Source organism: Pontibacter sp. HSC-36F09 (assembly GCF_024171605.1).
Taxonomy (GTDB): Bacteria; Bacteroidota; Bacteroidia; order Cytophagales; family Hymenobacteraceae; genus Pontibacter.
Genome location: NZ_JALKAA010000001.1, coordinates 507,262 through 532,665 on the forward strand (window position 1 = coordinate 507,262; position 25,404 = coordinate 532,665).

Consider the following 25,404-nt stretch of genomic DNA (forward strand, 5'->3'; position numbering starts at 1 on the left):
CCTAACCAGGCCGGCTTCTCTTCCCTTAAACAAACTCTATTATTTAACCAGATTCGGGCTAATATGTTTAAAATCAATGGGCTATTTTGTGAACTTCACATCGTTGTACTTGGAAGTGATGCTGAGCGTGCCTTTAGATGAGGCGTTGCCGTACTTACCTTTATACTCTGCTGAGGTATGGCCTTTCTCCAGAGATGTGAACTTCACCAGGTTACGGTCAACTTTAAAATCGGCAAACTGAACGTTTACATCAAAGTCAAAGGCCGAATCGCTCTCGAAGTTCAGTTGGATTGGTGTGAAGCCACCATTTACATTGATGGATTTGAAGTTCTTCTGCACGTTATCCACTCTGAATGTGCCGTATTTCACATCCATCTCCAGGGCTTCGGAGAGATTTCCGATCTTGAAGTCGCTGAATTTAGACGAACCGTGCACACCATTGGTTTTACCAAGACTTAATGTAGAATAAGCTAACTCCACATTGCCCTTGTTCAGGAAGCCGATAGTGTTAGAGGAACTGTTACAGAATGAGGCTTTGATGCTGTTGGAAGAGTTAGTCAGATTACCTGCCTTAAACGCACCATAGCGCACATGCAGGTCCACTTTGCCTTTCATGTCTGGCAGGTATACGTTGCCGAAGCTGTTCTTCACTACCAGATTATTATCGGCAGGCATGTTCACCGTATAGTTGATCTCAAAACTCTGATGACCGCTCTTGGAGTTCATAGATCCCATCTCGGTTTTCACAACGATGGTATTGCCACTGCGATTATCTGTTACGTTGATCTTATTCAGCATTTCCTGCGCCACTTGCTCTGAGTTGGCGCGACTGATGATGTCGACCTTCACCTGTATTTCACTGCGGTTCCAGGTGTTCACGTGCACGTTACCAAACTTGTTATCGATGTTCAGCACATCCGACTTACCTACTTTATAAGTCTTGTCGAAGGTCTTACGTTTTTCCGATTTATAGGTATAGACCTCTGCTTCCGGCTGATGTGGCACCACAATTACAGGAGGCGCCGGGGGAACTGGAGGAGTGGGCGGTAGTGTCTGCTGCACGACAGGGGTTGGTGGTGCAGGGAGCGTTTGGCTTGGGCAAGGCTCCGGCGCATAGGGCTGTGCTAAGGCCAGCGCGGGAAGTATAACCAAAAGCGTGCCTATGTGGTAGCGCAACGATTTAAATAGTAGTAGTTTCATTGTTCTGTGGTTCAGTAGTATCCTGTTCTTTTATAGCTTCTATTTTCTTGAGCACCTCCAGCTGACGGTTCAGCACGTCGATCCGGATCTGCAGGTTCCTGATCATGGCCGCCATCACCTGGTCGGTATTCGGAGTAGTTTGTAATTGATTCTTGAGTCGGGTATAGCTGCTGTCGAGTCGGGCCAACTCGCTGTCTATCTCGCGCGTTTCGTCCAGGCCGAGTACTTTCAGATCGTACTCGCTTAGTTCCTCACGTTTGCTGTTGATCTGGCTGGTATAGTATACCTCCACCTCCGCGAGTTCAGGCGCTACCTGGTATACCGTTGCCGGCTCTCCCATTTCGGTAGTAGCGGCAAGGGTATTGGTGGCTGCCGGGTTGTTTTGTTTCACCGTCCAGAGCGTGATACCACAGGCCAGCAAGAGCACGATGGTGGCGGCCACGCGCATAAACATAAAATCGGCAGTGAAGTTGAGGCGCTCTCCGAAGTTGATACTGATCACCTTGGCTTCTTTGCGGGGCTTCTCTTGCTGTGCTTTCTGCACTTTCAGCTCGGAACAGATTTCCTGCCACAGTTCCGGTCTGGGCTCGAACACGTCGAAGTCTTCCCGGTTTTCATTCACAAAATCCTTTAACCTATCTTTCATCTTTCTCTTCTTTATCATTATCCACGGCTAGGCCATGGAATGTGTGTCTTTCATAATCTCCAGGAGCTTCTTGCGGGCCCGGCTGTACTGCGACTTCGAAGTTGACTCGCTTATACCCAGCACCTCTCCAATTTCGGCATGATCGAGTCCTTCCAGCAGGTATAGGCTGAGCACCACTCTGTAGCCGTCGGGCAGACGCTGTATGGCGCGTCGCACTTGTTCTACCTGCCACTCGGTATCATCATCGTAGTCCTCGTCTGCAATGTCCCCGGCGATGCGGTCTTCGAGCGGCACCAGTTCCGAACGGCGCTTGCGCACGGCGTTGACCGATGCATTGATTACGATCCGTTTGAGCCAGCTCCCGAAGGAAGCTTCTGCTTTGTAAGAATGTAAGTTTTTGAAGGCGCTGATGAAGGCTTCCTGCAACACGTCTTCGGACTCGGCATAGTCGTTGGTGATGCGCATGCTCACGTTAAACATGGCCTTGGAATACAGTTTGTATAGCTCATACTGGGCACGGTTATCCCCTTCCCTGCAGCGCTGCACGACTTGTGCGTTCACATCCTGAAAAGTGCTTTTTTCCAAAATCGCCTCGTTTATCGTTCCGTTTGCCTTGTTAGTCGACTTATTCTCTTACTTCATCTTAATTTCTTTCCTCCCTTCATTCTATCTGCACTAAAGACACAGCTAAATCCGTTGGGTTGCACCAAGTTGCAAAATATTTTTAAAATTATCCGCTGCCCACAGCTGCATTACACCGCTTCACTTATTTGTCAGGTATAGCCACAAAAAAAGCCAGCCCCGGATGGAGCTGGCTTTGCCTGAATCGAAATTTATAAGATTTCAAGATGAACAGGATTTCCTCAAACAACGACTCTTCTAAGTTCTCAAATTCTAGATTTGCACAAATCGAGTCCTGAAGATCCTGATGCAGAGAATTAGTCCATTATGTCAAACTTGATGCCTTGCGCCAGTGGCAGTTCGCGGCTGTAGTTGATGGTGTTGGTCTGACGGCGCATGTAGATCCTCCAGGCGTCGGAACCCGACTCGCGGCCTCCACCTGTGTCTTTCTCACCCCCGAAGGCACCACCAATTTCGGCACCGGACGTACCGATGTTCACGTTGGCTATACCGCAGTCTGAACCCCAATGGGTCAGGAAGGCTTCTGTCTCGAGCAGGTTTGTTGAGAAGATGGAAGAAGAAAGGCCTTGCTTCACCCCATTCTGGATGTCGATGGCATTCTCTACGTCACCGCTATATCTGATCAGGTATAGGATGGGCGCAAAAGTTTCTTCCTGCACCATGTGGTAATGGTTCTCGGCCTCTACGATGGCAGGCGTCACATAGGTACCGGTTGCATATTGCTCGCCTTCCAGCACCTCACCACCAATCAGCAGCTTGCCACCTTCGCCCTGTACTTCTTCCAATGCGTTCTGGAAAGCCTTCACGGCATCTTTGTCGATCAGCGGACCAACCAGCGTGGTATCGCTCAGTGGGTGACCGATCGGCAGGTTCGGGTAAATCTTGAGCAAGCGGTCTCGAACCTGATCGAAAACATTCTCGTGCACAATCAGGCGGCGGGTGGAAGTACAGCGCTGTCCGCAGGTACCCACGGCACCGAATACTACGGCACGAAGTGCCATTTCGATATCGGCATGCTCGGTGATGATGATGGCATTGTTACCGCCCAGTTCCAGCAAAGACTTGCCCAAACGAGCACCAACTGCCTCGCCTACTTTCTTGCCCATGCGGGTAGAGCCTGTAGCGGATACAAGCGGCACGCGAGTGTCATGCGCCATCAGGCTGCCGATCTCAGCATCTCCGATAATCACATTAAAGATACCTTCTGGCAGCTCGTTTTCAGCCAGCACGTCGCGGATGATGTGCTGACAGGCGATAGCTGTAAGCGGAGTTTTTTCAGATGGTTTCCAGATGGTCACGTCGCCGCAAACAGCAGCCAGCATGGCGTTCCAGCTCCAAACCGCTACCGGGAAGTTGAAGGCTGAGATCACGCCCACGATGCCCAGCGGATGGTACTGTTCGTACATGCGGTGCTGCGGACGCTCGGAGTGCATGGTATACCCGTGCAGCTGGCGCGACAGACCTACTGCAAAGTCGCAGATGTCGATCATTTCCTGCACTTCGCCAAGGCCTTCCTGCAGGATTTTGCCCATTTCGTAGCTCACTAGTTTGCCTAGCGCGTCTTTGTGCTCACGCAGCTTGTTGCTGATCTGCCGCACGATATCGCCGCGTTTTGGGGCCGGTACGGTACGCCATACCTTAAAGGCTTCCTGAGCGGTCTTCACCACTTGCTCGTAGTCGTCGGCGGTGGCCATGTTCACGCTCGCAATCAGGTTACCGTCGGCAGGCGAGTGAATGTCGCGCGTGGTCTTGTTGTTTTGGCCGCCCCAATTCAGACCCGTGCTGTAGGCCGGGTTCAGTTCTTTTATACCTAGCTGCTGCAACACATCGGCAATAGCCTTTGTCATGGGCATTTCATCTATGGCTTGTTTCATAATTCTATCTGTTATTCTCGGGTTATGGTGTTTAAACATCTACTGAGCGGCATTTCCTGTACACAGGAGGCTCTGCAGCATGAAGATAGCCTTTTTTTCTTTTCTAATAAAACAAAAAAGCTCCCGCCTTGCATGGCAGAAGCTTTTTTGTCGAATGGTTAAATCTTAGCGTTTCCCGATCGGGTAGTACGCTTTCAGACCGTCAGGGTATACACCTTCTATGTAAACGATGCCGGTTTCGAAGTTCTTGAGGTGGCGCTCCACATCGGAAGGCACGTTTACCGCATACTTATCAATTCGGGTGATGATGAAGCCATCTTTCATGCCCGTGTCGCGGAACTTGCTCTTGGCCACGTTGGAGATTTTAGCACCACCGTCTATACCTAGTTTATTCATTTCCTGTTTGCTCACCGCTTCAAAGGTTGCGCCGTCAAACGTTACTGAGTTGGCTGTGCTTCGCTTCGATATCTCGGTACTGTTGTTCACGTTTTTGAGCGTCACATTGGCCGAGCGGGTCTTACCATCACGTAGATACTCCACTTTCACTTTATCACCAGGGCGATAGCGGGCTACCTGCTCCAGTAACTGCGAAGATCGGGCTACTTTCACATCGTTGATTGCCGTTATTACATCGCCGGCACGCAACCCGGCTTCCTTCGCACCACCTTCTTCCACAGCGTTCAGGTACACACCATTTAATGTGTTCAGGTTCTTTTCTTTCGCGAATGCAGCATCTATCTCGCGAATTTCGGCTCCTAACAGGGCGCGCTGCACTTCACCATACTTCAGCAAATCATCTACTACCTTGCTTACAAGGGCAGACGGCACGGCAAACGAGTAACCGGCAAAAGAGCCCGTCTGTGAGGCGATGGCGGTGTTGATGCCTACCAGGTCACCGTTCAGGTTCACCAGGGCGCCGCCACTGTTACCGGGGTTTACAGCCGCATCCGTCTGGATGAATGACTCGATGCTCAGGTCACGGTTCTGGCTGGTGCGCAGAATGTTGATGTTACGTCCTTTGGCGCTCACTATACCTGCTGTTACCGTAGAGGTCAGGTTCATGGGGTTGCCCACGGCCAGCACCCACTCGCCTACCTGCAGATCGTCAGAGTTGCCGTAGCGAATAACCGGCAGTTTGTCGGCGTTAATCTTCAGTAAGGCAAGGTCTGTAGTAGGGTCAGTGCCTACCAATGTTGCCTCAAACTTACGTTTATCATCCAGCGTCACTTCTATTTTATCGGCACGGTCGATTACGTGGTTGTTGGTAACGATGTAGCCGTTCGAGGCGATGATGACACCAGAGCCGGAGCCCATCTGCGGGCCGCGTGGCACACGTTCGCCAAAGCCATCACCGAAAAACTCCCGCAGGAAAGGATCCATTGGGGTGTTGCTGCGCTGTGTGGTACGGGCACTGTACTCCGTCATCACGTGCACAACGGCTGGCGTAGTCACTTGCGCTGCATTAACAAAATTAAGACCTTCCGGCACGATCACGTTGCTGCTGCGCATGTCGCTTGTGTAGCGTACGGTCGGGTACTGCTGTTGAGCCTCTACTCCCTGCGGACTATCATTCTCCAGCAACTTATAGCTGCCTACTGCCACACCGCCGCCCATTAGCGCCGAAAGTGTGAGGCCAACAATAAACTGTTTCGTCTTCATGTATTGAACTCCTTCTGATTGATGGGTTTTAATATTAAGTATTATATATATAACAAACCTTTAACGCTAATATACTATACGACAGTATACCTAGTCAAGGCGATTTGCATTCTTTAACATTTCTATAACAAAAAAGAGGCCAGTTTAGGTAGCCTCTTTTTTGTCAATTACTATACTTATTTCTCTTTGCCGTTCTCAGAAGCACTCACACGCTTTTGCTTGCTACTCTGCTTGGCTTCCTCTCCACCGGCGATCGTGATCTGGCGCTTCATGGTTTTGTGCTCGTCTTTCGGCACGTTCACCAGCAGCACACCGTCCTCTAGCTGCGCTGATATCTTATCCGGGTTCACGTTGTCAGGCAGGTAGAAAGAACGGGAGAAGGTACCGTACTGAGTTTCCAGCATCTGGTAGCGGCGGCCTTCTTCTTGCTTCTCGAAACGGCGCTCTCCCGAAATGGTCAGCTTGCCTTCCTGAAAGTCGATGGCGATGTCCTCTTTGCGAATACCAGGCAGGGCCACTTCAATTTCGTAACCATTCTCGGTTTCGCAGGCATCCACATGCGGCGTAAAACCGGTAAAGCCTCGTGAGTTTACAGACTCGTTGAAGAATCTGTCTAACATTGAACTGAAAGTCTGCGGCATGTCGTTCTGCATGCCGTTATATTTTCTGAGTACCATAGCTACCTCCTTTTTTTAAGTTAATGTTTTCATTACAAAGAGGATATAGCCAAAAGTTTGCCAGCCGGATTATTTTATATAATCATGAAATAATGTCATTTAAATCAAAGGTACAAACCTGTCAATCCTGCCAATTTTTCAGAAGTTTAATAGGTATAGCTGGCTGTGGAGATTGCTCTGTTGAAGGTATATTTTAGTTCTAGCCCAAACACAGGCGAGATGCGGTTGCGCTTCGTGGTATAGCCCTGTTCGACCAGCACCCCGTCTTCGTCATATTTCGGACTCACCTCCACAAAATAGTAGTCGGTCTGGCGCAGGAAGTAGGGCGTGATACGGAACTTGTCGCTGATCTCGTAAGTGGCGTCTAATCTGAGGCGGGTCCGGTCGATGGTGCGCACCAGCAGATCGTTCGTTTCTTCCCCAAAATCCTTTACCACCAGCATCTCATACGACAGGGACGGTGTGATGAAACGGTCGCCCAATGGAAGGCGTTTGCCCAGCTCCACTCCCAGTCTGAACCGCGCGAAAGGATCGCGGCGCTCCTGGTTCACATAATCGAGCGTCAACTGTTTGTTAAAATACAAGCTCTTGATAGTGCCGGCATGGCGTAGAAAGGCTGATGTAAAATTGCTCGAAGGCATATCCTCTTTCGCATAACGAAACATAGCACCTGCCAGCCAGTGCTCTGTAAAAGTATGCTCGTAACCCAGCGTGAACTCTATGCGCTCGAAGCTGCCCACCCCGTTGTAGCGGCTGTCGGTGTTGATGCGGTACTGGTTCTGCAGAAACAATAGCCCGCTTTCGCCCACCCCATAGCTCAATTGCAGTTCGGGCCAGATGGCGGTAGGTGCACTTACTTTGCTTTGGGCGTGGCTCAGCAGCGGCAGCACAGCCAGTGAGAGTATCAGGTATAGCTTCTTCATATTTGTTTAGTCTACTGTTTGGGCTTCTAATTCCTGCACGGCAATCCAAGCCATCAAGCCGATGCTGGTTTCCAATGCTGTTTCGTCAATGTCAAAGGTCGGGGTATGTACGCCAGAGGTGATGCCGCGTGCTTCGTTGCGTGTACCCAGGCGGTAGAAGCAGGCAGCCACTTCCTGCGAGTAATAGGCAAAGTCCTCGGCGCCCATCCACAGGTCGAGGTCCACCACGTTTTCTTCCCCAAGGTATAGCACTGCCGCCTCGCGGGCACGGCCGGTCAGGTCAGGGTCGTTTTTCAGGAAAGGGTAGCCAAACTTGATGTCGATGTCACAGCTGCCGCCCATGCTTTCGCAGAGTCCTTCGGCTAGCTTGCGTATACGGCGGTGTGCCTCTTTGCGCCATACCTCATCCATGGTCCGGAACGTGCCTTCCACCTTCACTTCATTCGGAATCACATTCGTAGCACCCAAGGCTTCTACTTTTCCAAAGGAGAGCACCGTGGGCACTTTGGGGCTGGCATGGCGGCTCACGATCTGCTGCAGCGCCACAATCAGGTGAGACGTGATCAGCACAGGATCCACATTAAGCTCCGGCAGGGCTGCGTGACCGCCCTTGCCTTTCACGTTAATGTAGATTTCGTCGGCGCTGGCCATGTACATACCTGACCGGAAACCAACCTTGCCGGCCGGCAGCATCGGGAACACGTGCTGGCCAATTATACCTGATGGTGCTGGCTGCTGCAACACACCTTCTTTGATCATGACAGAGGCTCCTCCCGGAAATTTTTCCTCACCTGGTTGAAACACCAGTTTTACGGTGCCTTCAAACTCTCCGCGCACCTCTTGCAGGATGCGGGCCGCGCCCAGCAAAGAGGCCGTGTGCACATCGTGTCCGCAGGCATGCATCACACCTGCATTCTTCGATTTGTAATCCACGGTGTTTTGTTCCGTGATCGGCAGGGCATCCAGGTCGGCACGTAGGGCGATGGTTTTGCTTTCAGGATGACGTCCTTTGATCAAGGCTACCACACCTGTATTGGCCATACGCACTGTTTCCAACCCATAGCTTTGCAGCACCTGCTCCACGTATGCGGCCGTGTTATGCTCTTCAAAGGAAAGCTCCGGATGGGCGTGGATGTGCCGGCGTATACCTACAGTATCCTGAGTATAGGTCATGGCCAGCTCTTTTATTTTCTGTGCTAGTTGATTCATGTAACTATTTCAGTGATAAGGCACTACTCACCTTATTACAAGCTGTCAAATATAAAAAGAAAAACGTTGCAGCCGCCTGAGCAACTGCAACGCTGTATACCTTGTAGCGGGTCGCTATACCTTAGTTCTTCGGTATGTTGATCTGGTCCTGCACAATGTGTGCGTTAGGTATCAGGTCGCTGATCTGGTTAAGCACCTGCTGCGCCTCTATGCGGCTAAAATAGTCGCCTATCTTGAGCCGGAAGTTCGGTTGCTGGTAGGTCAGATAATCCTTCTGCTCCGGCACGCGGGCAATGATGGCTTTGCGTAGGTTCATCACGGTCTGGCGTTCCGATCCGTTATAGGCCATAATGCGGTAACCTTGCGCATAACGGATGTTCTTGTTTACACTGGCCACCGAATCCATCAGTATAGCAACCTTGGCATTCACATGGTTTGTTGGTTCTACTCTGGCAGTTGCCGGGGCATTAGCATCATCGGCCGGGTAGGTAGGACGGTATACGCTGATGTCATCCACTACACGGGTACTGGTTCGGTCTGGTGAGCTTGTGCGGGCCGTTGCTGAGGGCTTGCAAGCCGACGACACTACCAAGGCAATGATAAAAAGGAAACTAAGCGCTCTGTTCATGCTTTACAATTTGGATACTGGCCGAGCAACCTAAACGGTCGGCTCCAGCCTCAATTAACGCGACAGCATCGGCGTATGTTTTAATGCCGCCCGACGCTTTTATTTTGATGTGGCTTGGCAGTACGCGGCGCATCACTTGTACATCCTCTACGCGGGCACCACCCGATGCAAAGCCTGTTGATGTTTTCACAAAGTCTACTCCGGCCGCAGCGCAAATTTCACAGGCTTTGGTAATCTCGTCCTGCGAAAGCAACGCGGTCTCAATAATCACCTTCAGTTCCGCCTCTTTCAGATGACAGAAGTTAGCCAGATCGCTGAACTCACTCTCTATCTCGCTATACCTGCCCGACTTGAAAAACGACACATTCATCACGACATCGATTTCATTAGCGCCGTCGGCGATGGCCTGGTGGGTTTCCAGAATCTTTACTTTAGGATGCTGATAACCCAGCGGAAAGCCAATCACCGTGGCCACCTTTACCCGGGCTCCCGGCCCCAGGCGCTCAGTGGCAGCCTGCACGTAGCACGGCGGTACACATACTGCCGCGAAACCGTAGTCGCGGGCTTCGTCGCAAAGCTGCAGCACCTGATCCTGTGTAGCATCCGGACGCAGGATGGTGTGGTCTATATAGGTAGCAAGTTCTTCTCCTGACATATTTTTTGACAAAAGATGTTTTTGACAAAAGTAAAGGATATAAAGACTGGATTTGCACCCGCTTTTATATCCTTTACTTTTAGATGATCATAAAAAAGTATAGCCGCTCAACTTTTCAGAAGGCGGCTATCTTAATTATTCTTCAATCAGTACGCAGCGGTTGTGGAGCAAGTCGTCCTCTACCGTCTTGAATTTCACATCTTTCAGCACGCGACCATCGTTGTATTGTACACTCACGCGGTCATTGCGTCCGGCCAGTTTCTGCGAATGGGCGGGCATGATCTTCTCAGGTTCCGGAGCGTGCATTGGGCTACTGTTATGATCCAGCGACGAATGCACTTCCTCCTTCTGCTCATGCAATACCGGCGCCTTTGGCATTTGCGGCACACGTGGCTCCTGCACCTGCTCTGGTGCCTGTACCGGTATAAAGGCATGGAACAGGAACGATACCGTTTCCTCATTCACTTTGCCGATCATACGCTTGAACAGTTCAAACGACTCAAACTTGTAGATCAACAGTGGATCTTTCTGCTCGTACACTGCGTTCTGCACTACTTGCTTCAGGTCGTCCATCTGGCGCAGGTGGTCAGTCCAAGCCTGATCAATCGTTCCCAGCGTAATAATCTTCTCCATTGCACGGATCAACTCCATGCCATGCGATTCATACGTCTTGGTCAGGTTAGCCACAGCAGCGAGTTGACGCTTACCATCTGTGAATGGCACTGCCACGTTCTCGATCATCGGTCCACGATTCAGGTGAATGTTCTCGATGATCGGGTATGCCTGCTCTGCAATTTGCTTGTTCTTGGCCAGGTAGTGGTTCAGGGCCTCGTTGTACAGGCGCTCTACCAGAACGTTAGCTTGAGTGGATTTAAACTCGTCTTCCGTGATTGTGGTATTGATACCGAATACGCGGATGATGTTCAGCTGGAAGTTGTCGTAGTCAACTGTGTTTTTGTAGTTCACCACCATGTCCTCGCTGATATCATAGATCATGTTCCAGATATCGAGCTCCAGACGCTCACCATACAGGGCATTGCGGCGGCGCTTGTACACCACCTCACGCTGGGCGTTCATCACGTCGTCGTACTCGAGCAGGCGCTTACGCTGTCCAAAGTTGTTTTCCTCCACTTTCTTCTGCGCACGCTCAATCGAGTTCGTGATCATCGAGTGCTGAATCACTTCGCCTTCTTCCAGACCCATGCGGTCCATCAGACGGGCAATACGGTCAGATCCGAACAGGCGCATCAGGTTATCCTCAAGCGACACGAAGAACTGCGAAGAACCCGGGTCACCCTGGCGGCCGGCACGACCACGCAGCTGGCGGTCAACGCGACGGGACTCGTGGCGCTCTGTACCGATGATGGCCAGACCACCCGAACCCTTCGACTCTGGTGTCAGCTTAATGTCGGTACCACGACCAGCCATGTTAGTCGCGATAGTCACCGTGCCTGGCTTACCAGCTTCGGCCACAATTTCGGCTTCTTTCTGGTGCATTTTAGCGTTCAGTACCTGGTGTCTGATCTTGCGAAGCGTCAGCATACGGCTCAGGAGCTCCGAGATCTCTACCGAAGTAGTACCTACCAGCACCGGACGACCTTTCTCTGTCAGTTCTACAATCTCGTCGGCTACGGCATTGTATTTCTCACGCGTGGTTTTGTATACCTTGTCGTGTTCGTCTTTTCTGGAGATCGGGCGGTTGGTAGGTATAACCACTACATCCAGTTTGTAGATGTCCCAGAATTCGCCCGCTTCCGTCTCGGCTGTACCCGTCATACCTGACAGTTTGTGGTACATACGGAAATAGTTCTGCAGTGTAACCGTGGCGTAGGTCTGCGTGGCATCCTCTACCTTCACGTTTTCTTTCGCCTCGATGGCCTGATGCAGCCCGTCAGAGTAGCGACGGCCCTCCATCACACGACCGGTTTGCTCATCTACGATCTTCACCTTGTTGTCCGGCGTCACGATGTACTCGGTGTCCTTCTCGAACAAGGTATAGGCCTTGAGCAACTGGTTGATGGTATGCACACGCTTGGTCTTCTCCTGGAAGTCAGCGATCAGCTTTTCTTTGGCGTGCAGTATCTCCTCTTCGTTCAGCGATTTATTGTTCTCGATGTTGGCGATCTCGGTGCCGATATCTGGCAGGATGAACAGCTGCGGATCTTCGCCCTGGCCTGTGATCAGGTCGAGGCCCTTTTCGGTCAGCTCGATCTGGTTATGCTTCTCGTCGATGGTGAAGTAAAGCGGCTCGTCGGCCTCCGGCATCATGCGGGAGTTATCCTGCAGGTAGTGGTTTTCCACCTTCTGCATGATGGCACGGTTGCCCGTCTCGCTCAGGAATTTGATCAACGGCTTGCTCTTTGGCAACCCACGGTAGGCTCTGAAAAGCGAAAGACCGCCCTCCTGTGTGTTACCTTCCTTGATCATGCGCTTGGCCTCCGTCAGGAAGTTGTTCACTACTTTGCGCTGCGCCTCCACCAGCATCGCGATACGTGGCTTCAGTTGGTAGAACTCGTGCTCATCGCCACGCGGCACCGGACCGGATATGATCAGTGGCGTACGGGCGTCGTCGATCAATACGGAGTCCACCTCATCGACCATGGCGTAATGGTGCTTGCGCTGTACCAGGTCTTTGGTTTCGCGTGACATATTGTCGCGCAGGTAGTCAAAACCGAACTCGTTGTTGGTACCGTAGGTGATGTCGGCGCGGTAGGCGTTGCGACGGCCTTCGGAGTTAGGCTGGTGTTTGTCAATACAGTCGATGGTCAGGCCGTGGAACTCAAACAATGGCGCCATCCACTCGGAGTCACGACGAGCCAGGTAGTCGTTTACGGTTACTACGTGCACACCACGCTTCGAAAGGGCGTTCAGGAAGGCTGGCAGCGTTGCTACCAGTGTTTTACCCTCACCTGTGGCCATCTCCGCAATTTTGCCCTGGTGCAGCACAATACCACCGATCAGCTGCACGTCGTAGTGTAGCATGTCCCAGGTAATTTCGTTGCCTGCAGCGATCCACTTGTTGGCCCAAACAGCTTTTTCACCCTCCAGTTGCACGTTTGGCTTGCGAGCAGCCAGTTGGCGGTCCATGTCAGTGGCGGTTACCACCAGTTGACCGTTCTCTTTCCAGCGGCGGGCTGTTTCTTTCACAATGGCAAAACCGACAGGCAGCACTTCCATCAGCACCACCTCCAGTTCTTTGTTACGCTCCTTCTCCAGTTCATCTATCTCAGAGAAGATGCTCTCTTTCTGCACGATGTTCAGTTCCGTCTCATCGGCCACCCGCTTGTGCAGGGCAGCTATTTTATCGTCAGTAGGCTTCAGGCGCTCATCAATAATGCCTTTTATTTCGACCGTTTTCTGGCGAAGCTGGTCGTCGGTCAGGCTGGTAAGCTTCGCGTACTCCTCATTAATTTTGGATACGTAAGGCACTACCTCCTTTATATCTCTGTCGGACTTGGTTCCGAATAGTTTCGCAACGGTTTTACCGAAAAAATCAAACATCTGTATTGGTTGTTCTTAAATGAAATTCTGCGTTTGCAATATCGTCAAAAATAAAGTGTTTTTCTGACATATCTAAGGCAATGCGCCAAAACAATACCAGAATAACACGGGTATAGCCAATCTGCCATATTTACCGACAGGCTATACTTACATCCTCAACAAAGCGCAGGCCGTGTAAATTCCTGTGTCAGAAAGGGAAAAAGGTTGTGGCATTGTGACAGAATGGGGTTGCTTGTTCCTGTGGATTGCGTTTGGTGTACAGGTATAGCACAAATGGCGCGAGCGTCCACGCTCGTGACTGCTATCGTGGGGCCTCTGGCTCAGGTATAACTTTGTAGCTTTTGCCTTTTGTTAGGTATAGCAACCTAACTTGTTTTATAGCTTCGCCTGTGCGGCGGGCACTCACTTTTTTCCTTGATGAAAAGAAAGAGGGCCCCTACCCCCAGTAAGCAAAAAAATCAAGACGATTTTAAACTCGCTGACCGCTCAAACACAAAATCGTCAAGAGTGCACCGGGAACAGCTTTCTGCTTCGTATTAGGCGTGCAAGTTAGTCTTCCTATACCTGCCAGAAGTAGTTTGCTACAACACTTATACCTAAGAATTGGGCAGCGGCAAAGTCCCCTCCTTGGATAAGGAGGGGCAGGGGTGGATTAAATCAGAAGGAGTCTAAACTGCAGAAACTATAACACCTATACCCCTGAAATGGTAAAGGCCAAAGTCCCCCTTCGAAGGGGGCAGGGGGATGTCAATCATACACGAGAATCCTGTTCATCTGTGGAGCTAGGGGCCTTCTTAAATCCTGAGAATCCTGATTCAGACAAACAACCGCTGCATCTCTACCACATCATCCCAACCACCATCAGATTTGCGCAGCCATTCGCGGCGTATACCTACCTCCTCGAAGCCGGCGCTTTTGAAAAGTTTGATGCTGGTGTGGTTGATGGCCGTAATGCTGCAGTATACCTGATGCAGCTGCAAAGTATGCTGACAGTAATTTAGCAGAAGATGTAGTGCTTCGGATGCGTGTCCCTGGCCATGGTATGGGGCTGAAACAACGATGCCTATACCTGCACGACGGTGCAAAGGATCAAAGTCGAAGAGGTCGATGGCACCGATGGCTTCCTGCTGATGGTTGCAGATGACTAGGCGGAGTTGCTTGACGGTATAGATGTCAAGGGCGGCGTTTTCGAGGTATTGCTCCAGCACAAATCTGGAGTAAGGCACCAGTGTATTGCCCACGTGCCAGGTAGCGGTATCGTTCTCTAAGGTATAGAGAAAATCCAGGTCGGTAGGCTCGAGGGCCCGCAGGCTGGTATGGTCGCCTTTCAGGAACATGAGCTATACCTTCTCTGGAAGTGGGAATGTGCCTGTAAACACCAGTTTGGCAGGACCCGTCAGGTATACGTACCGGAAGCCGTCGCCATGCTGTTCAAAGCTCACCTGCAGGTTGCCTCCCGGGGTTTTCACGCGCACCGGGCTTTCCATACCGCGCATACCTGCCACCAGGGCGCAGGCCGTCACGCCGGTTCCGCACGACAGGGTTTCATCTTCCACGCCGCGCTCGTAAGTACGCACGTAAATGGTGTCTTCAGAAAGGCGTTCCACAAAATTCACATTGGTCCCTTTGGCTTCGAAGCGGTCGTTGTAGCGCACGGCGCGGCCCTCGGCATATACATCCAGGTCACGCACATTGTCTACAAAGCGCACATAGTGAGGCGAGCCGGTATTCAGATAGAAGTCTTCTCCAATACGCTCCACACCGGTCACATCGCCCATTTTCAGCTGGATCTCTTCACGCTCAATGGTGGCCTGGTGCTCGCCGTCGGCTGCCAGAAAATAAGCCACATCCTCGATTACACCAAGTTGCTTGGCAAAACGCACTGTGCAGCGGGCTCCGTTTCCACACATAGAACCCAGGCGACCGTCTGCGTTAAAGTATACCATCTCGAAGTCGTATTCGTCGTGGTCCTGCAACAGAATCAGTCCATCAGCGCCGATGCCGGTCCGGCGGTCACACAAATGCTTTATCATCTGTTCGTCCTCTGCCGGGAAGTTCATCTTCCGGTTATCAACCATCACGAAGTCATTGCCCGTACCCTGGTATTTATAAAAGCTTAGTGGCATACTTTAAAACATTTAAAACAGCTGATACGTGCACTTTCAGACGCGGCATTAAATTCGTAAATTGCCGTCCCCCGGCGTGCGCCGATTATAAACAGCAAATATATGTATTCCTTTTTAACAACAGAAAACTGGGCTGACTACGAACTCGTTGACTCCGGAAATTTCGAAAAGCTGGAGCGCTTCGGACAGTATTACGTGGCACGCCCCGAGCCGCAGGCTATCTGGGACAAGCACCTTCCCGAGTCAGAGTGGCAGCGCATGGCCAATGCCGAGTTCACCCGCGACAAAGGCAGCCAGGACAAAGGCCAGTGGAAACTTAAAAAAGGAATGCCCGAGCAGTGGTTCATCAATTACCAGTATCAGGATCTGAAGTTGCGCTTCCGTCTGGGTTTATCCTCGTTCAAGCACGTAGGCCTGTTCCCGGAGCAGGATAGCAACTGGAAGTTCATCTACAACAAGACCCGCTCGTTGAAGACTAAAACGCCGAAGGTGCTCAACATGTTTGCGTATACCGGTGCCGCCACCTTGGCCGCCAAAGCCGCCGGCGCTGACGTAACCCACCTCGATTCGGTGAAGCAGGTGAATTTCTGGGCCCGCGACAACATGGAGGCAAGCGGCCTGGACAATGTGCGTTGGATCGTGGAAGACGCCATGAAGTACGCCCGCCGGGAGGTGAAGCGCGGCAACACCTACAACGGCATCATACTGGACCCGCCCGCCTATGGCCGTGGTCCGAACGGTGAAAAGTGGCAACTGGAAAACGAGCTGAACGAACTCATCAAACTATGCCACCAGATGCTCGACAAAACCGACTACTTCCTGGTGATAAATCTGTATTCACTTGGTTTCTCCGCTTTGATTCTGGACAACCTGATGCGTTTGACGTTTGGGGAGCAAATCAAGCATGAAGAACTTGGCGAGATATACCTGCACGACCGAGGCGAGCGCAAACTGCCCCTGGGCACTTTCTTCCGGTTTAGCTCCGCGGAGAATTAGGAATACTGCAGATACAGACTTTTCCTGGCGCTTTTGTTTTCTGCTAAGCCTACTAAAAACAATTAGTAGCGCTAGCTCCGAGGTGGTGCTACCATACAAGTTGAAAAACTTTTAAATCACACTTATACCCTTATATATACAATGAGATCATTGTTACAGTGGACGACTGTCATCCCGGTGCTGGCCTGGGTACTTTTCTTTTCCGGACTTATCAGCGACAGTGGTATATTTCAGATTGTAGCTAGTTTACTACTTGTTTTTAGTGTGATGGCAGCAGTGCATCATTCTGAAGTAATTGCTGAAAGAGTTGGCGAACCTTACGGCACGATCATTCTGGCTATATCCATCACAGTTATTGAGGTTTCGATCATTGTCTCGCTGATGATGACAGAAGGACAGGCAGCTGTTTCGCTTGCCAGAGACACCGTGTATGCCGCTACCATGCTTATTCTCAACGGCATAGTCGGGCTTTGCCTGCTGATTGGAAGTTTGAAGCATTACGAACAGGACTTTTCCAAACCTTCCGTTACCATTGCCCTGGTTTCGCTTATCTCCATTGTCGTTTTCACACTTGTGTTCCCTACTTTCACGGAAAGCGTTTCCGGAGCTTACTACTCTACACCCCAACTCGTTTTTGCCTCTGGTGCCTGCCTGGTTATTTACGGATGCTTTTTGTTTGCGCAAACCAGAAGATACCGCCAATATTTCCTGACGGTTGGGAAGGATGAAGATGAAGAAAAAGCGGTGCCGATCATCATCAGTAACAGGGTGTTTATAATCAGCCTGCTGTTCCTGATTGTCTGCCTGGGCATTGTCGTACTGTTGGCAAAAACGCTGTCGCCTACCATCGAGAGCATCATCACGAGCTACAGCCTTCCCAAAACACTGGTAGGTATTGTGATTGCAGGCATCATTCTGCTGCCGGAAGGTATAGCCGCCATCAACGCCGCCAGAAAAAACAGACTACAGACCAGTATCAACCTGTCGCTCGGCTCGGCCCTGGCAAGTATTGGCCTAACGATACCAAGCGTGGCGGCAGTCTGCATTTACTACGATATTCCCATCATCCTGGGGCTCGACATCAAGTCCATTATCCTACTAGGCCTGTCCGTGTTCACGGTGATGCTGTCGCTGAGCGGGGGTAAGACGAATATTGTGTACGGGGTGGTGCTGCTTGTCAACCTGTTCGCCTTCGTGTTTTTGATGATTTATCCTTGATCTGAATTAGCATTTCCATAATAACTGAGTTATGAAACACCTTTATATCACCTTTTTTGCCATACTTCTGGCTTATTCCTGCGCCTTTGGCCAAGCAAACGTTACTCTTTATTTTAATGAGTACAATCAGCTGACCACCCAGGATAAGGCCGCTATCAAAAGAGAAGCTGTTATGGACATGGGTCAGCTGCAATTTAACGGACCGTTCCAGGACTATGACAGCGAAGGAAATCTGATTGCGGAAGGTACTTATGTCAATGGAATCAAGGCCGGATTGTTTAAAACCTATCGCAGTGGTCAGTTGGAATCGGCAATTGAGTTTAATGACAATGAATTCGATATTCGTGAGTGGACAGATGCTGATGGCCAAAGGCAAGTGAAAAATGGTACAGGTACCTTTTCCATGCCTTATACTTACTTAGATCGAGGTGTTATCCGGCAGACTTGGGCAACCGGACTGATGCATGGCCAGATGAAGGATAGCAAGCGGGATGGGAAATGGGTATTTGACAACGAGCAGAAGATTGTCTTGTATGAAGAATCCTATAAAGCAGGCTCCTTTTTAAAGCGAAAAGGTTTTATACACAGCCAGAACAGGAGCTATGAGATGAGTTATAGATTTGATGCCCGCCCTGCCTTTGATTACGTAGCTATCGAAAACTTTGAACTGGACACTACTGCAATTAAGCAGTTGCATCAGTTTTTTGAGCTCTACCCGGTGAAAGGTATTGAGCTAGTGCAGCGCGATATAGCTTATCCTGGCGGTATGGCCGCGTTTATGCAGGACGTTGGCAAGAATATAAGATATCCGGCTCAGGACCAGCGAGCCAAAATTCAAGGTCAGGTTATTGTCAGTTTTGCAATGGATGAAAAAGGCCAGCTGAAAGATGTAAAAATCTTAAAGCCGTTGAGCCCAACTTTAGATGCCGAGGCTATTAGGGTCATCGAATTAGTAGCGCCTAAATTAGTCCCCGCTCTACTCGATGGTAAACCATATGAATCCATATTGAGCATACCTGTTAATTTCAGGATTGGGTAATATTTTTTGCTATAGGTGCGGGATCTTAGCCTTACACATTCCCATGCAACACAAAGAGTACTAAGCCTGAATTTTCATGGCCTTAAGCAAAAAACTCAATCAAGAATAAAAATGGAAACTGCTAATAAGACACAAGCTTTATATACTTTACCATGCCCATTTTTCAGCATGAACTTAACATCGAAATCGAGTAAATTAATATGATTCTATTAAATGGAGGATTATCGATAGGTATACTGACCAGCCTTGTTGGGGCATCCTTAGGCGCATTGGCAGTTTTTATCTGGTCTCACATTTACGCCACCAAAACCCCTTTTTATAATTTGAGTTATACTAATTACCCGGCAATACAGAAAGTATTCGTATACCTGTTCTTTCAGGTATTTGCGCTTATATCTGCTGCAATAGCTTTTTATATTCTCTTGTTTCTGATTGGGGCAATCTTCGCCACTTTTGATACCATGTAATACGTTTTAACCTCTCCCTTATGACCAAACGCCTCGCACTCATCGACATGGGCACCAATACCTTTCATCTCCTCATCACAGAGGTAGACGAAAACGGTAACCGCACGGATTTCGTGAAAACCAAGCTGCCGGTTCGACTGGGCCAGGGCGGCATCAGCAAGGGGGCTATTGCGCCGGAGGCTTACGAGCGGGCTTTGAAAACACTTAAAGATTTTCGGAAGCAAATCGACGAATACGACGTGGAGACGGTGCAGGCCATGGCCACGAGCATGGTGCGCAATGCTAGCAACGGGGAGGACTTTATCAAAGACATTTACAAGCAAACCGACATTCAGGTAGAGATCATTGACGGGGAACGCGAAGCAGAGCTGATCTACCACGGCGTGCGCTCGGCTGGTGTGCTGGACGAACAGACCTCGCTGATCATGGACATTGGCGGGGGCAGTGTGGAGTTTATTATCTGCAACAATCAGGAGATTTTCTGGAAGCAAAGCTTCGAGGTAGGTGCCCAGCGCCTGATGGACAAATTCTTCAGCGCCGATCCTATACCTGATGCAGAGGTCGCAGCTGAAAAGCAATTCCTGGCGGTGCAACTACAGCCACTCACCGATGCTGTAGCAAGGTATAAGCCCGTCCGGCTGGTAGGCGCATCCGGCACGTTCGACACCCTCTGCGACATCGATGCCCTGAGCCACGGCGATAACAGCCGACAGCTTTCTCAGCCTGCCGCTGCCTCTTTGCAAATCTCGGACTTCTACAAAATATACCAGGAACTGCTGCACAAAACACACGACGAGCGCCTGGCTATACCTGGCATGCTGGAGATGCGGGTGGATATGATCGTGCTGGCAAGCATACTGGTCGACTTCGTGCTTGAGACCTATAACCTGAAGGAAATCCGGGTGTCGGCTTATGCTCTAAAAGAAGGGGTACTGCAAAAGGCACTACAGGAAGAGGGTTTTAACAACGCATAAAACAACAACACATCTTAGCTTACAATTACTCAAATGCCTTTTAAACAATTACTTAAAATCAGCTTGATGCTTCCACTGGTCATGCTGCTCTCCAGTTGCGACGACCATGACGATGAAACTTCACCTTTAGCTAACCAGACGGTACATGGCAAAAGCATAAAAGTAGGAGAAGGTACTGCTTACAGCTGGGCCACTTTTGACGAAGCCGGCAAGCCAGCTGCTGTTGGTGTAAGCATCTCGGAACAGGCTGTTAGCACGCTCCCTCAACAGGACAACTCCGAAGGACAGGGGCACATGATCTACTACGAAATGGAGCTTCCGGAAGAGATCATGCAACAGACGCCCTTCAAACACATCGTGATGGACTGGAACCCAATGGGGCACCCGCCTGCCTTGTATGAACTGCCTCACTTCGACGCCCATTTCTACATGATCTCGTCGGAAGAGCGCAAGGCAATCGGAGACGAAGGAAGTGACCCTAAACTGATGATGGTACCGGCACCGCGCTATCTGCCAGCGGACTATATTGATGTGCAGGTAAACGTGCCGCAAATGGGAAAGCACTGGGTAGACCGGCATAGCCCTGAGCTCAGCGGCCAGAAGTTTACCCAGACCATGATCTACGGCTCTTATGATGGCCGTGTCATATTTTTTGAACCGATGTATACGGTAGCGTACCTGCAGTCGAAGCCCGATGAAACTTTTGAGTTGAAGCAGCCGGAAGAGTTTCAGCAAAAAGGCCTCTACTACCCTACCCGCTACGGCTTCCGATACAATGCAGACAAGAAAGAGTATGTAATCCGGCTCGATAACATGCAACTGAAATAAGACGCTATACCTTCTCTGGAAACAAAAAGCCTGCTGTACAAGCAGGCTTTTTGTTGCTGATGGTGTTTTTCGGCTATCCACCCGAGTGTGTCAGGAACTTAGCCTTTCGCCAGTTTCTTACGCTCTTTCTCGTAGGCCTTGCCCAGGTGTTTCAGCTTTTTATCGCCCTGGGTATAGCCGGCTGCCAGCACCTTGGCCGCTTCAGTCCGGCCGCTGCTCACGTCTTGTATCGCCAACTGTATACCTAGCTGCTGCTGCACCTTCTTGGTTTTGCCTTTCGCATAGCCATGGTTGAGCAGATTGGTCAGGAGTTGCAGAGCGGCTTTCTCCTGGTGGATGCTGGTGAAATGATCTACCACAGAAGCCGTGAAAGCCAGTTTGCTTTGCTCACGGGCAAAATTGTAAAGCGAAATATGATCCAATCCAAAACGAGCAACTTTCTTGCTCAGGTAGTGTTGTTCGGCTGTGTTGTAGCGTTGTATCGCATCCGTGTACCGACCTGTCGCTACCATACGGTTTGCTTCTTCCAACATACTTTGATAGGCAGTAGCATCGGCAATGGTGGCACGGCCGTCTTCTGCCGTGAACGTAGCGATGGTGCAGGTGACTTTTGTTTCCGCCGCATGTAGAGCCGCCTGGTAGGCCTGATCAGCGGCAATGAACTTCTTCTCGCGTACAAGCGCCTGCGCATTCTGGTAGTGGCGGTCATAGTCGGCCTGCACATTCCGACACTCCTGTGTGAAGATACGGTCGCGAAGCTCAATGTACTTGCCCTGCACCTCGGTGTCGCGCTCCAGGGCGTAACGGCTGCGCATGTTCTCGGCCGAAGTGGCTACTGCTCTGGCATCGCTCAACCGGTTGTTCATGGCCAGGGTATAGCCCTCCGCCAATTGAATCAGCAACACGGGTTTGGCGGCTTGTTGCAACAAGTTACCAAGCTCACGCACAGGCTGAAAGGTATAGCCCTGCTCCAGAGCCAAGGCCGACTCGAACTGCTCCAGCGCATAACGGTAGTCTTTCGACTTCATGGCCTGACGACCTTTGTCGATGTGCTGCACATAGTACTGGTATTTCACCTGTCCCTGCAGTTCGGCTGCCTCGGGTGCGTCGCGCAGCAGGTAGTCGTATTGGCGCTGGAAGGTATAGGCTTCATTGGCCAACTGGTCGGCCTGTGCCAGGTCGCCTCTGCTCAGAAAGCGCTTGCCCTCCTCCACCATGCTGCGGTAGTAGCCGTACACGGCGCGGCCTTCGCCGTCGTTCAGGGCGGGCATGTTACAACGCAGTCCGCCCAGGGTGCTGCACAGGGCGCGGGCATCGGCGTAGGCGGCTACGGCACTGCGGTAGTCGCCGCGACCGTTGTGAGCGTGGCCTTCGGCCATGAACGAACTGTAGATGTCGTGCGCCAGCCCCAAAGCCATCTGCTGGGTTTCAGGATCTACGCGCATTTGTGTGAGGATATCGCGGGTACGGCCGGCCGCTCCCTGCAGGTTGCCGCTCATAAAGTCCAGGCGGGCCAGTTGCAGGTGCGCTGGCGCAAAGCGTGGGTTCACTTCCAGCGATTTCACAAAGTAAGTGCTGGCAGCGGCCAGGTTGTTGCGGGCCATCAGGCTGATGCCCCGGTTGTAAAACTGCTGGTCGAGCGTAGCCAGGGTATGGTTCACGGCTTTGCGACGCTCTTTCATTAACTGGTTCAGTTGGTTTGATTTGGAGGTATAGCGCTGCGGGTCGTACTGGTTCAGGCTCAGCTTGTCAGAGAAGCGCTTGTCCTGCAGTTTGTCCAGCATTTCCTCCATATCGCGCAGGCGCTTGTCCTCCTGTTTAATGCGGTCTACATCGTCATGCTTGATCAGTACAACATCCTGCAGCATTTTGTTCAACGTGGCGTCGGCAGCATAATAGTCTTTGATCAGGTTGATCTGTCCTTCCAGTTCCTGCACATCGACCTGAGTATACACCAAGTCCAAACTCTCTACTTTTAAGGTATAGCCCTGGCTGTTGGCGGTGTCCGGCACAGAAATCTCCAGCGCCACGATGCCGTTTGGCTTCAGGTTCAGGATAGGCAGGCTGTAGCGTTTCACTTCCTTCTGCTGGCTGTTGAGCAACCGTATCGTCATTTTGGCCTGCTCGGGCAACAGCACGTTGCCCAGGTCGAAACCACGGTAATGCACATCGCCGTTCACTCCTATCTGCTGCAGCTGCACTTTGATCTGCAACTGATCGCCGGCCCTGGCAATGCGGGAATGCTGCTCCAGGCGCACTACAAACTCAGGCTTGCGGCTGGGGCGTCCGCCGGTTTTGCTGGTAGTCGAGCCGCCTTCAGTTAGCAGCTGGATCAGCTTGTTGCTGTTTACCTGACTGCTGCTGCCAGCCGCTTCCTGCTTTATCAGGAAAGAAACAGGTATGGCTTCGTTAAACACAAGCTGGCTCTGTGCCTGCACTGCAACGGCCGCTGTGAGTAGCCAAATCAGAAGTAGTGCTCTTTTCATAATCGTATCGTTTTGCCTGCTTTGGCCAAGTCAAAATCTATTCCACTTTTCTACCAAACTCCGAAAGTATAGAAAAAAGGGTATATAAATGGTAATCAGCCCCATAATTTGTGTGAAGGACAATCGCTTTAGGAATTGCGAGGCATTGGCCTGATATTTTTTTAATTTGCGACCCTAATCCGATTACTATGTACCCATACCGACACCTCTTTGACTTCACCCGCGAGATTTTTCTGAACATCGGCTGCCCGCTGGAAGACGCTCAACTAGCCACCCAGGTATTGCTGGAAGCTGACCTGCGCGGCATTGATTCCCATGGCGTGGCCCGACTGAGTGGCTATGTTCGCCTTTGGGAAGCCGGTCGCATCAACCCGAAGCCTACCATCTCCATTGTGCACGAAACGCCCAGCACTGCCACAGTAGACGGCGACGGCGGACTTGGCCTGGTAGTAGCGCCACGCGCCATGGACATTGCCATGCAAAAAGCAGAGAACGTAGGTACAGGTTGGGTGTCGGTTCGGAACTCAAACCACTTCGGTATAGCGGGCTACCACGCCATGCAGGCCCTGCAGCACGACATGATCGGGATGGCCATGACGAACGCCAGTCCGCTGGTGGCACCCACCCACTCGACGAAGCGCATGCTGGGCACCAACCCGATTGCGGTGGCGGTGCCTGCCAAAGAACAGCCTCCTTTCGTGGCAGACTTTGCTACTGCTTCTGCAGCGAACGGCAAGCTGGAAATTCTGCAGCGCAAAAACGAAAAAGCGCCACTCGGCTGGATACAAACGGCTCAAGGCGAGGACACCGACAATGCAGACGAACTAAAGCAAGGTGGTTCGCTCCTACCACTAGGCAGCGACCTGACTCATGGCAGTCACAAGGGTTATGCTCTGGGCGCTATCGTCGATATATTCTCTGCAGTGCTATCCGGAGCAAATTACGGTCCGTGGGTGCCGCCTTTTGTGAGCTTCCTGGCGCCGCCAATAGACCCAGTGGGCAAAGGGATAGGCCACTTCCTCGGGGCGATGCGCATCGACGCTTTCCGTCCGGCCGACGAGTTCAAGCAGCACATGGACAACTGGATCACATCATTTCGTAAGGCGGATGTAAAGAGCGGTGAAGAAGCCGTGCTTATACCTGGCGATCCGGAGCGCATCATGACTGCCATACGCTTGCAGAAAGGCATACCATTGTTGCCACCCGTTGAGAAAGACCTGGCAGAGTTAGGCAAAAAACTGGGTGTGAAATTCTAGGTATGGCAACCGACAAAGGTATAGCCCTGTTCCGGGTCCTGGGCCTGGGCTCCACGCGGCGCAGCATCCTGATGCTGGTCGTGGCTTGGACCCTGAATGTGGCCTGGCTCGGATTCAATTATTTCTGGAGTCTTGTTCCGAAGTCGGTGCTGATTGCTATACCTGTGCTCATGCTGCTTTACGGCGTTTTAGCCTTGGTCGCCTATGTATATTGGGGTGTTAAAGGCGTACGCGAACAAGACGAGCCTTATGCCAGTGTGCTGGTCGGGGTGATCGTGGCCTTAACGCTGCTATACCTGAACTATACCTTACTCGACGCGCTGATTTCGCTTAGTCGATAAGAGTTTTCGCCATACCTAAAATAAGAAGAGCTGACCGTGATAGTCAGCTCTTCTTATTT

Annotated in this window: 21 protein-coding genes; 7 read left to right on the forward strand and 14 right to left on the reverse strand. The window is 51.1% G+C overall.

What is annotated here, in order from left to right:
* Window positions 1-81 precede the first annotated feature (81 nt).
* The 13 genes from L1278_RS02210 to dapF all read right to left on the reverse strand — a co-directional run bounded on the left by L1278_RS02210 (window position 82) and on the right by dapF (window position 15,740).
* On the reverse strand, window positions 82-1,200 hold the full coding sequence (locus tag L1278_RS02210) for a hypothetical protein (protein WP_253400863.1): 1,119 nt from the start codon (window positions 1,198-1,200) through the stop codon (window positions 82-84).
* Complete coding sequence (locus L1278_RS02215) at window positions 1,181-1,846, reverse strand: hypothetical protein (RefSeq protein ID WP_253400864.1); 666 nt, start codon at window positions 1,844-1,846, stop codon at window positions 1,181-1,183. Before L1278_RS02215 ends, L1278_RS02210 begins: the two co-directional genes overlap by 20 nt.
* A 27-nt stretch (window positions 1,847-1,873) precedes the next feature.
* Entirely contained in the window at window positions 1,874-2,431 is a 558-nt protein-coding gene (locus tag L1278_RS02220) for an RNA polymerase sigma factor (protein ID WP_253400865.1), read from the reverse strand.
* A gap of 353 nt (window positions 2,432-2,784) precedes the next feature.
* Window positions 2,785-4,362, reverse strand: a complete 1,578-nt coding sequence (locus tag L1278_RS02225) for an aldehyde dehydrogenase family protein (RefSeq protein ID WP_253400866.1) — start codon at window positions 4,360-4,362, stop codon at window positions 2,785-2,787.
* A gap of 165 nt (window positions 4,363-4,527) precedes the next feature.
* The gene (locus L1278_RS02230; RefSeq protein WP_253400867.1) at window positions 4,528-6,021 is read right to left on the reverse strand and encodes a Do family serine endopeptidase; all 1,494 of its coding nucleotides are present in this window, start codon (window positions 6,019-6,021) and stop codon (window positions 4,528-4,530) included.
* A 176-nt stretch (window positions 6,022-6,197) separates the two neighbouring features.
* A complete protein-coding gene (locus L1278_RS02235) occupies window positions 6,198-6,698 on the reverse strand; it encodes an Hsp20/alpha crystallin family protein (protein WP_253400868.1) in 501 nt (166 codons plus the stop codon).
* Between the two features lie 146 nt (window positions 6,699-6,844).
* Complete coding sequence (locus tag L1278_RS02240; protein ID WP_253400869.1) at window positions 6,845-7,621, reverse strand: DUF2490 domain-containing protein; 777 nt, start codon at window positions 7,619-7,621, stop codon at window positions 6,845-6,847.
* Window positions 7,622-7,627: 6 nt separating this feature from the next.
* Window positions 7,628-8,830, reverse strand: a complete 1,203-nt coding sequence (locus tag L1278_RS02245; RefSeq protein WP_253400870.1) for a M20 family metallopeptidase — start codon at window positions 8,828-8,830, stop codon at window positions 7,628-7,630.
* Between the two features lie 121 nt (window positions 8,831-8,951).
* Window positions 8,952-9,458 carry a sporulation protein gene (locus L1278_RS02250; protein ID WP_253400871.1) on the reverse strand — a complete coding sequence of 169 codons (507 nt, stop codon included), beginning with the start codon at window positions 9,456-9,458 and terminating at the stop codon, window positions 8,952-8,954.
* The gene (gene deoC, locus L1278_RS02255; RefSeq protein WP_253400872.1) at window positions 9,442-10,113 is read right to left on the reverse strand and encodes a deoxyribose-phosphate aldolase; all 672 of its coding nucleotides are present in this window, start codon (window positions 10,111-10,113) and stop codon (window positions 9,442-9,444) included. The genes L1278_RS02250 and deoC overlap by 17 nt, the downstream gene beginning before the upstream one ends.
* Before the next feature lie 135 nt (window positions 10,114-10,248).
* Window positions 10,249-13,614 (reverse strand): preprotein translocase subunit SecA, encoded by a 3,366-nt coding sequence (gene secA / locus L1278_RS02260; protein ID WP_253400873.1) that lies wholly within the window; start codon window positions 13,612-13,614, stop codon window positions 10,249-10,251.
* Window positions 13,615-14,429: 815 nt separating this feature from the next.
* Window positions 14,430-14,951 carry a GNAT family N-acetyltransferase gene (locus L1278_RS02265; RefSeq protein WP_253400874.1) on the reverse strand — a complete coding sequence of 174 codons (522 nt, stop codon included), beginning with the start codon at window positions 14,949-14,951 and terminating at the stop codon, window positions 14,430-14,432.
* 3 nt (window positions 14,952-14,954) lie between these two features.
* Window positions 14,955-15,740 carry a diaminopimelate epimerase gene (dapF, locus tag L1278_RS02270; protein WP_253400875.1) on the reverse strand — a complete coding sequence of 262 codons (786 nt, stop codon included), beginning with the start codon at window positions 15,738-15,740 and terminating at the stop codon, window positions 14,955-14,957.
* 102 nt (window positions 15,741-15,842) lie between these two features.
* Between dapF and L1278_RS02275 the strand changes: the two genes are divergently transcribed.
* The 5 genes from L1278_RS02275 to L1278_RS02295 all read left to right on the forward strand — a co-directional run bounded on the left by L1278_RS02275 (window position 15,843) and on the right by L1278_RS02295 (window position 21,262).
* Window positions 15,843-16,736 (forward strand): class I SAM-dependent methyltransferase, encoded by an 894-nt coding sequence (locus L1278_RS02275; RefSeq protein ID WP_253400876.1) that lies wholly within the window; start codon window positions 15,843-15,845, stop codon window positions 16,734-16,736.
* 141 nt (window positions 16,737-16,877) lie between these two features.
* Window positions 16,878-17,954, forward strand: a complete 1,077-nt coding sequence (locus tag L1278_RS02280; protein ID WP_253400877.1) for a calcium:proton antiporter — start codon at window positions 16,878-16,880, stop codon at window positions 17,952-17,954.
* A 31-nt stretch (window positions 17,955-17,985) separates the two neighbouring features.
* A complete protein-coding gene (locus L1278_RS02285) occupies window positions 17,986-18,993 on the forward strand; it encodes an energy transducer TonB (RefSeq protein WP_253400878.1) in 1,008 nt (335 codons plus the stop codon).
* A 487-nt stretch (window positions 18,994-19,480) separates the two neighbouring features.
* Complete coding sequence (locus L1278_RS02290) at window positions 19,481-20,434, forward strand: phosphatase (RefSeq protein WP_253400879.1); 954 nt, start codon at window positions 19,481-19,483, stop codon at window positions 20,432-20,434.
* 66 nt (window positions 20,435-20,500) lie between these two features.
* On the forward strand, window positions 20,501-21,262 hold the full coding sequence (locus L1278_RS02295) for a DUF5602 domain-containing protein (protein ID WP_253400880.1): 762 nt from the start codon (window positions 20,501-20,503) through the stop codon (window positions 21,260-21,262).
* A gap of 98 nt (window positions 21,263-21,360) precedes the next feature.
* Here the strand turns inward: L1278_RS02295 and L1278_RS02300 are convergent, their stop codons facing one another.
* Entirely contained in the window at window positions 21,361-23,748 is a 2,388-nt protein-coding gene (locus L1278_RS02300) for a hypothetical protein (protein WP_253400881.1), read from the reverse strand.
* Between the two features lie 188 nt (window positions 23,749-23,936).
* Here L1278_RS02300 and L1278_RS02305 point away from each other — a divergent pair, with 188 nt between their 5' ends.
* Window positions 23,937-25,004, forward strand: a complete 1,068-nt coding sequence (locus L1278_RS02305; protein ID WP_253400882.1) for an Ldh family oxidoreductase — start codon at window positions 23,937-23,939, stop codon at window positions 25,002-25,004.
* A 2-nt stretch (window positions 25,005-25,006) separates the two neighbouring features.
* Window positions 25,007-25,345, forward strand: coding sequence for a hypothetical protein (locus L1278_RS02310; protein WP_253400883.1), 339 nt, complete (start codon window positions 25,007-25,009; stop codon window positions 25,343-25,345).
* Window positions 25,346-25,404: the final 59 nt, after the last annotated feature.